8 protein-coding genes are annotated in these 6,367 nt (G+C 43.3%); 4 read left to right on the top strand and 4 right to left on the bottom strand.

Annotated elements, in window-relative coordinates; all coding sequences use genetic code 11:
- Nucleotides 1-265: 265 nt before the first annotated feature.
- Nucleotides 266-448, bottom strand: coding sequence for a hypothetical protein (locus DFO72_RS04350; protein ID WP_009333374.1), 183 nt, complete (start codon nucleotides 446-448; stop codon nucleotides 266-268).
- Nucleotides 449-462: 14 nt separating this feature from the next.
- On the bottom strand, nucleotides 463-726 hold the full coding sequence (locus DFO72_RS04355) for a YtzC family protein (protein WP_009333375.1): 264 nt from the start codon (nucleotides 724-726) through the stop codon (nucleotides 463-465).
- A 204-nt stretch (nucleotides 727-930) separates the two neighbouring features.
- Here DFO72_RS04355 and DFO72_RS04360 point away from each other — a divergent pair, with 204 nt between their 5' ends.
- Together DFO72_RS04360 and DFO72_RS04365 are read left to right on the top strand one after the other, a co-directional pair.
- Nucleotides 931-1,899 carry a TIGR01212 family radical SAM protein gene (locus DFO72_RS04360; protein ID WP_113882528.1) on the top strand — a complete coding sequence of 323 codons (969 nt, stop codon included), beginning with the start codon at nucleotides 931-933 and terminating at the stop codon, nucleotides 1,897-1,899.
- Nucleotides 1,896-2,468, top strand: a complete 573-nt coding sequence (locus DFO72_RS04365) for a class I SAM-dependent methyltransferase (protein WP_113882527.1) — start codon at nucleotides 1,896-1,898, stop codon at nucleotides 2,466-2,468. The genes DFO72_RS04360 and DFO72_RS04365 overlap by 4 nt, the downstream gene beginning before the upstream one ends.
- A 27-nt stretch (nucleotides 2,469-2,495) precedes the next feature.
- Here DFO72_RS04365 and DFO72_RS04370 read toward each other — a convergent pair whose 3' ends face one another.
- Together DFO72_RS04370 and DFO72_RS04375 are read right to left on the bottom strand one after the other, a co-directional pair.
- Nucleotides 2,496-3,590, bottom strand: coding sequence for a tetraprenyl-beta-curcumene synthase family protein (locus DFO72_RS04370; RefSeq protein ID WP_113882526.1), 1,095 nt, complete (start codon nucleotides 3,588-3,590; stop codon nucleotides 2,496-2,498).
- Nucleotides 3,591-3,672: 82 nt separating this feature from the next.
- The gene (locus tag DFO72_RS04375) at nucleotides 3,673-4,476 is read right to left on the bottom strand and encodes an alpha/beta hydrolase (RefSeq protein WP_113882525.1); all 804 of its coding nucleotides are present in this window, start codon (nucleotides 4,474-4,476) and stop codon (nucleotides 3,673-3,675) included.
- A 178-nt stretch (nucleotides 4,477-4,654) separates the two neighbouring features.
- Between DFO72_RS04375 and DFO72_RS04380 the strand changes: the two genes are divergently transcribed.
- Together DFO72_RS04380 and DFO72_RS04385 are read left to right on the top strand one after the other, a co-directional pair.
- Complete coding sequence (locus tag DFO72_RS04380) at nucleotides 4,655-5,176, top strand: gamma carbonic anhydrase (protein ID WP_113882524.1); 522 nt, start codon at nucleotides 4,655-4,657, stop codon at nucleotides 5,174-5,176.
- A gap of 81 nt (nucleotides 5,177-5,257) precedes the next feature.
- Entirely contained in the window at nucleotides 5,258-6,106 is an 849-nt protein-coding gene (locus DFO72_RS04385; RefSeq protein ID WP_113882523.1) for a C39 family peptidase, read from the top strand.
- Nucleotides 6,107-6,367: the final 261 nt, after the last annotated feature.

Below are 6,367 nucleotides of genomic sequence, written 5' to 3' on the forward strand. Positions count from 1 at the left end.
CCCCGATTTTGAAAAATCAGGGCTTTCCATATTTCATAAAATAATTAGAGTTTGAATGTCGATAACTGTCTAGCTCCATAAGGAATGCTTCTACAGCTTTATCATCTAAAAGCGCTTAGGGAGAGCGCCTCTCCCCCCGGGGTCACAAGCTTGTCTTGTTGCGGCTCATAGTTGCAGGGCTCGACTATGCTTGTCGCCCCTGAGCAGCCGCCTCCACATTTCGGTTTGTCTTGCTGAGGCTGGCGGGGGTGGACTTCCGCTTTCCTTATGATGATTGTTCCGGCTCAGGGTGAAATTTTGATTTTACAGGCTGGCCGCCTGACTTTTCATAGTTCTTTTTCGACTGCTTTACCGCATCAAAATCCCGGCCAAGTTCAACGTCCTGACTATTGGCGCCATTGCGGGTCTTTTGTTCCGGATTGTTTTGTTTTGAGCGCTTTTTTACCATCTGTGGACCACTCCTTAATGAGGAAGTATTATCATCTGATTTTGGAGCTGCTGCAGTTGCAGCCTCATCCGGTGAAGCTGTTCCCGCTGCTGGGAGTTGGCGCTGTGGGCCATCTGGGTTATATCATTATAAGCAGCTTCCAAAGATTGAAGTGCATTGGAGTATTCGTTATCATTGTAATGCTCCTGTGTCCTGCCTGATTCAAACTGCTCCTGGGCAAAACGGATTGCATCCTCACACTGCTGCAGAAGTGTATCCATCGATTCACGGGTTGCCATTATCTGTTCCCCTCCTTAAAGAATGGGTCTAGAAGCTTGCATGCTTCAATAATTAGTTTGTTCATTTTTCCGTAATCCTTACCACTCTATTTCCTGCCAATTCCCCCTTGGATAAGGTTTTGGGTCATGTTAAGATTAATTTTATGAAATCCTTCATATTTATTTTTACCTTATAGATTACTCTTTGAAAAAGGAGGGATAATTGTGGATAAAGTAAATCCTTTTCCATATGCATCCGATAATAAACGGTACCACACATGGAATTATCATTTGCGTAATGAATTTGGACATAAAGTTTTCAAGGTGGCACTCGATGGCGGATTTGATTGCCCCAACCGTGATGGCACGGTCGCACATGGAGGATGTACATTCTGCAGTGCAGCCGGATCGGGAGACTTTGCCGGGAACCGTGCTGATGATTTGGAAACACAATTTAATGCAATAAAAACAAAAATGCATCATAAATGGAAAGACGGAAAATATATGGCTTATTTTCAGGCCTTTACGAATACTCATGCCCCTGTGGAAGTGCTTCGTGATATGTATGAGAGAGTGCTTGAGCAGGACAGAGTAGTCGGACTGTCTATTGCGACCCGGCCAGACTGTTTGCCTGATGATGTAGTCGAATATCTGGCAGAGCTTAATCAGCGGACTTATCTCTGGGTAGAACTGGGCTTACAGACTGTGCATGAACGGACTGCCCTTTTAATTAACCGCGCTCATGATTATCAATGCTATGTGGAGGGAGTAAACAAGCTCCGCAAACATGGCATCCGCATCTGTTCCCACATCATTAATGGCCTTCCGCTTGAAACACCGGTTATGATGATGGAAACCGCACGGGAAATTGCTAAGCTGGATGTGCAAGGGATTAAAATTCATCTCCTTCATTTATTAAAAGGAACCCCAATGGTTAAACAATTTGAAAAAGGTATGCTTGAGTTTCTGTCTCTTGATGAGTACGTAAACTTAGTATGTGACCAGCTGGAGATTTTACCTCCGGAAATGATTGTCCACCGCATAACAGGAGATGGGCCAATCGACTTGATGATCGGGCCAATGTGGAGCGTAAATAAGTGGGAAGTGCTAAATAGCATTGATGCGGAATTAAAGCGAAGAAACAGCTGGCAAGGAAAACTTTACAACCCAAGCCAAATGGAGGCATTGTCATGAAGCTTGAAAGAATCTTACCTTATGCAAGACAGCTGCTTGAGAAAGCAGTATCACCGGGAGATATCGTTATTGATGCCACTTTGGGCAACGGACATGATACAGTATTTCTGGCGGATCTTGTAGGACATAATGGAAGAGTTTACGGTTTCGATATTCAGGAAGAGGCTGTCCAGAATACAAAAATACGCCTGGCTGATCATAACCTGTCAGACAGGGCTACCCTTTTCCATACAGGACATGAATTCATTCTTGAGAATGTGCCGCCTGTGCATCATGGAAAAATAACCGCAGCCATTTTTAATTTAGGTTACCTGCCCGGCGGTGATAAAGATATTGTCACCCGTCCGCAGACAACCATTTCTGCCATCGATCAGCTTTTGGAACTAATGGCTCCGGAAGGGGTTATCCTTTTAGTGATTTATCACGGCCATATTGAGGGAGCTGTTGAGCGTGATTATCTGCTCAGATATGTAAGGCAGCTGGATCAAAGCATCGTCCATGTATTGCAGTATCAGTTTATTAATCAAAAAAATAACCCTCCGTTTATTGTAGCCATTGAAAAACGGTAAAAGCCTGCAAAAAAAGCAGGCTTTATATTATTTTTCAATTGCTCCTGAAAAGCCAGCAGGCATCATCTTCTGCAAAGTACGGTAAGCTCTGCCGTTCACATAAAAGAAAAAGCTTACCATGCCGCCTGTTCTGATCATGCTTTTGGCTAGTCTTCTGACATTCCGCTGATTCCGGACCTTCTCATCAGATAGATAAACCCCGAGCAAGCCTCGATTAATCAGTTTATGGAAATGTTTATGAGGCAGCTTTTCGGTATGCTTATCTGCTTCGGCAACAAAATGCTTCAATCTCGAAAACAGTTTTTCTTCGTTTTCATAGTAAAAGCAAAAATTCAAGTCTCCACCGGCTTTGTCCTCCTCCTGATCAATCAGATAATCAAGAAGAATGTGGAGACCCTGGATGTATGGAAAATATCCATTTCGTATATTTACCGCATGCTCCGCTTCAAAATCATCTCTCAGTGCGTAGGAAACAAGGCAAAAAATACCCAAAGTTGAACCCGAGCAAGCAGAGAACTCATACCATTCCATCTCAGGAATATCAGACCGATATTGGTCAAACCAATTCTGAAGACGGGGAACTCGTTCTTCCACCACAACATGCTTATGTATTTGCAGATCACAATAGTAACGGCATAATTCAAGCAGATGGCTTTTTATATGTGTATAATGCCTCAGACTGGACAGCACTTCCCTGCAGACTCCTGCCAAATCTGCAAGATAGTTTCCATCATCCTGTTCATTTCTCAGCCTATAATAATTTTTATCTGCAGCATCCGTATCGAGGGCATCCTCCATTGACTCGTGCAGTGCCGCAAAGTCCCGGGGATCAAGCGAGGTGCTCCGGTCGCAGAGATTGTCCAAATAATCACTGATTGTCTGATATGCGACGATGAACTTAACCGCTTGTTCATATTTTTCCTTGGCCATTAATGACATAATAGCTCCGCCTTCACAGTGGAAGGTTTTATGCTCAATGCTGGCAAGAGCCTGCTTTCTTAACTCCGGATCAGGAATTGCTTCCGCTCTGCTTTTCCAATATGCTAGTTCCTTATGTACAGCAGGAAGAACCTTCCTGTAGACATGTGACATTAAGCTAATTGGCATGGAAGGGACACTCATGATATGATAAACCTCCTTTTGCTTAAGATAGGTGAGCAGTTCTTATGCTATGCCTGCACCCTCCATAATTAAAACCCCGTCCTTAAACCACATAGCCAAGCGCTTTTAATTGGCTGTTCACAAAATCCTTTGCGTATTCAAAGACTTCTTCACGTTCAGGTTCATTAAAGACTTCGTGGTAGCATTTAGGCCATTCTTTGAACCTTTTCTCTGAGAAGGGCGCAAGGTTAAACCATTCTCTGACAGTTGTTTTATTCACGATTTTATCATCGCCGCCCTGCAATACGAGGAGGGGCACATCCTGGATTTTATCAAGATTCTCAAAAGCAAGCTTTATTGCAGAAACAAGTTCCCTGTACCACCTGACCGACACTTTTGTCACATAAAGAGAATCATTTAAATCAGCATCAAGGACGTCCTGATTCCGCGTCGCCATGTCCACGGATAATCCGGCATCCATTTTCAGGCCTGGCATCACAGAATTGAGTCCAAGCGATAAGAAGTTCAGGAATTTCGAAGGCTGTTGAACCAAGCCTAAACATGGAGAAGACAAAATTACTCCAGCGAGATTCATTCTTTCCTCTTGCAGCAGGCGAATGGCAATCAGACCGCCCATGCTGTGCCCTAAAAGAAAGACCGGCAATTCAAATTCATAGGCAGCGTGTACCCAATCCTGAACTTCAAGTATATATTCATCAAAGGAATCAATATGGCCTCTTCTGGACCTTGAAGTCATCCCCTGGCCAGGAAGATCTCCCATAATGACATGGAAACCGGCCAAGCGCCACATTTCAATCAGCCAGCCATAACGGCGGTGATGCTCCATTGCCCCATGCACCATGACAATAACGCCATTTGCATCTCCTTCAGTTTCCCATTTCCACATAGTCAATCCTCCCAGCCTTTTTTCCGTACTGTCTTATGTATATATATTATAGCCTAGATGCTAAAATTGTTCATGAATCAGCCCTTTGTAAAATTGGAATTCTTTTTGCCAAAACAACGTTTATCATGCCTCTTATGATAAAATCAAAATAATCAAACTGCATATAGGAGTGTTTCACATGATCTATCCATATAAAGATAAAGAACCTAAAATTGCAGAATCCGCATTTATTGCAGATTTTACTACCATTACCGGCGATGTTGAAATTGGCGAGGATTCCAGCGTTTGGTTCAACTCCGTTATACGCGGAGATGTAGCACCAACAATCATCGGCAAAAAAGTCAATATCCAGGACAATTCCGTCCTGCATCAAAGCCCGAATAATCCCCTGATATTGGAAGATGAAGTGACAGTTGGCCATCAGGTAATCCTTCATAGCTGTGTTATCCGCAAGAGGGCTTTAATAGGAATGGGCTCAATTGTATTAGATCAGGCTGAAATCGGAGAGGGAGCATTCATTGGTGCAGGGAGCCTTGTTCCACAGGGAAAGAAAATCCCTCCCAATACACTTGCTTTCGGAAGGCCTGCAAAAGTGATCCGCGAGCTGACGCCAGAAGATATCAAAGATATGGAAAGGATCAGCAGAGAATACGCCGAAAAAGGGCAGTACTATAAGTCTTTGCAGAAAAAGCCTGAATAACTCACCTGCCCCCTATTATTAATAGAATGGGAAAATAGCCGATAATAAACATAAGGCAATACCAATGGGCGGGTGAAGAAATTGAAGATTTATATTGCGGCAATTGTTCTTTTCTTATTTTTAATAGTGATATTCAGAAAAACCATGTTAAAAACGGCACCAATGTTTTTACTTGTCTTCATCCTGATTTCTGGTGCATTTATTTATGACAACCTTTCAGGCAGCCAGCCTGCTTCAGCTGTAAATCAAATTAAATCATGGCTGTCTGAACCTGCTGAGAAAGCCAGCTCTTTCCTTGGACACAACACTGCCGTAATTAAGATCAAGGAAGAAACAATTATAAATGCACCCGCAGTCAATCAGTTTCCTGAGCTCCCCAGAGGATGCGAAGTGACGAGCTTATCCATGCTCCTTCAGCATGCAGGGATACAGGCTGATAAAATGACACTCGCTAAAGAAATAAAGAAAAATCCTGAGCCTTATCGCATAGAAAACGGAAAAATCTACTTCGGGCACCCGAATGACGGATTCATAGGCGATATGTATTCCTTTGATAATCCAGGTCTCGGTGTTTATCATAAACCCGTAAAAGAGCTTGCGGAAAAGTACATGCCTGGCTCCATTGAAGACCTTACCGGATCCGATTTTGAAGACTTAAAGATCCATCTGTCAGACGGCAGGCCTGTCTGGGTTATTATCAACACAGCCTATAAACAGCTTTCTGATGACTTTTTCCAGACCTGGCATACGCCAAGCGGAAAAATCCAGGTTACCTATAAAGAGCATTCAGTCCTGCTCACAGGCTATGATCAGGAATACATGTATTTCAACGACCCGCTCACAGGTGAGAAAAATAAAAAAGCACTCAAAAATGATTTTGAAAAAGCATGGGTGCAGATGGGCAAACAGGCTATTACCTATCTCCGATAAGAAAGGCGGAAGCGCCTTGCCCAAGAAGGAACGCAGACTAGGATCGCCACGTCCTCCTAAAAGCTGTCGCTTTCGGCCATGCGATGTTTATGCTAACGAAGCCTTCCTTATCCTGCGGGTGAAATTCTATACATTCCTATAATTAAATAAAAACGTCCACCAGATTTGAACTATACCCCAGATAGTGGACACTGATAAAAAAGTGCCCCTTTCTGGGGTTTTTTGTGTTTCAATAGTTTTAATGAATAGGGCGGAGGATTT

This window comes from Cytobacillus oceanisediminis (assembly GCF_004366035.1).
GTDB classification, from domain to species: Bacteria; Bacillota; Bacilli; order Bacillales; family Cytobacillaceae; genus Cytobacillus; species Cytobacillus oceanisediminis_C.

Coding starts and splice junctions, on each gene's coding strand:
- DFO72_RS04350 (WP_009333374.1), bottom strand. CDS start 448: ATGGTAAAAAAGCGCTCAAAACAAAACAATCCGGAACAAAAGACCCGC.
- DFO72_RS04355 (WP_009333375.1), bottom strand. CDS start 726: ATGGCAACCCGTGAATCGATGGATACACTTCTGCAGCAGTGTGAGGAT.
- DFO72_RS04365 (WP_113882527.1), top strand. CDS start 1,896: ATGAAGCTTGAAAGAATCTTACCTTATGCAAGACAGCTGCTTGAGAAA.
- DFO72_RS04370 (WP_113882526.1), bottom strand. CDS start 3,590: ATGAGTGTCCCTTCCATGCCAATTAGCTTAATGTCACATGTCTACAGG.
- DFO72_RS04375 (WP_113882525.1), bottom strand. CDS start 4,476: ATGTGGAAATGGGAAACTGAAGGAGATGCAAATGGCGTTATTGTCATG.
- DFO72_RS04380 (WP_113882524.1), top strand. CDS start 4,655: ATGATCTATCCATATAAAGATAAAGAACCTAAAATTGCAGAATCCGCA.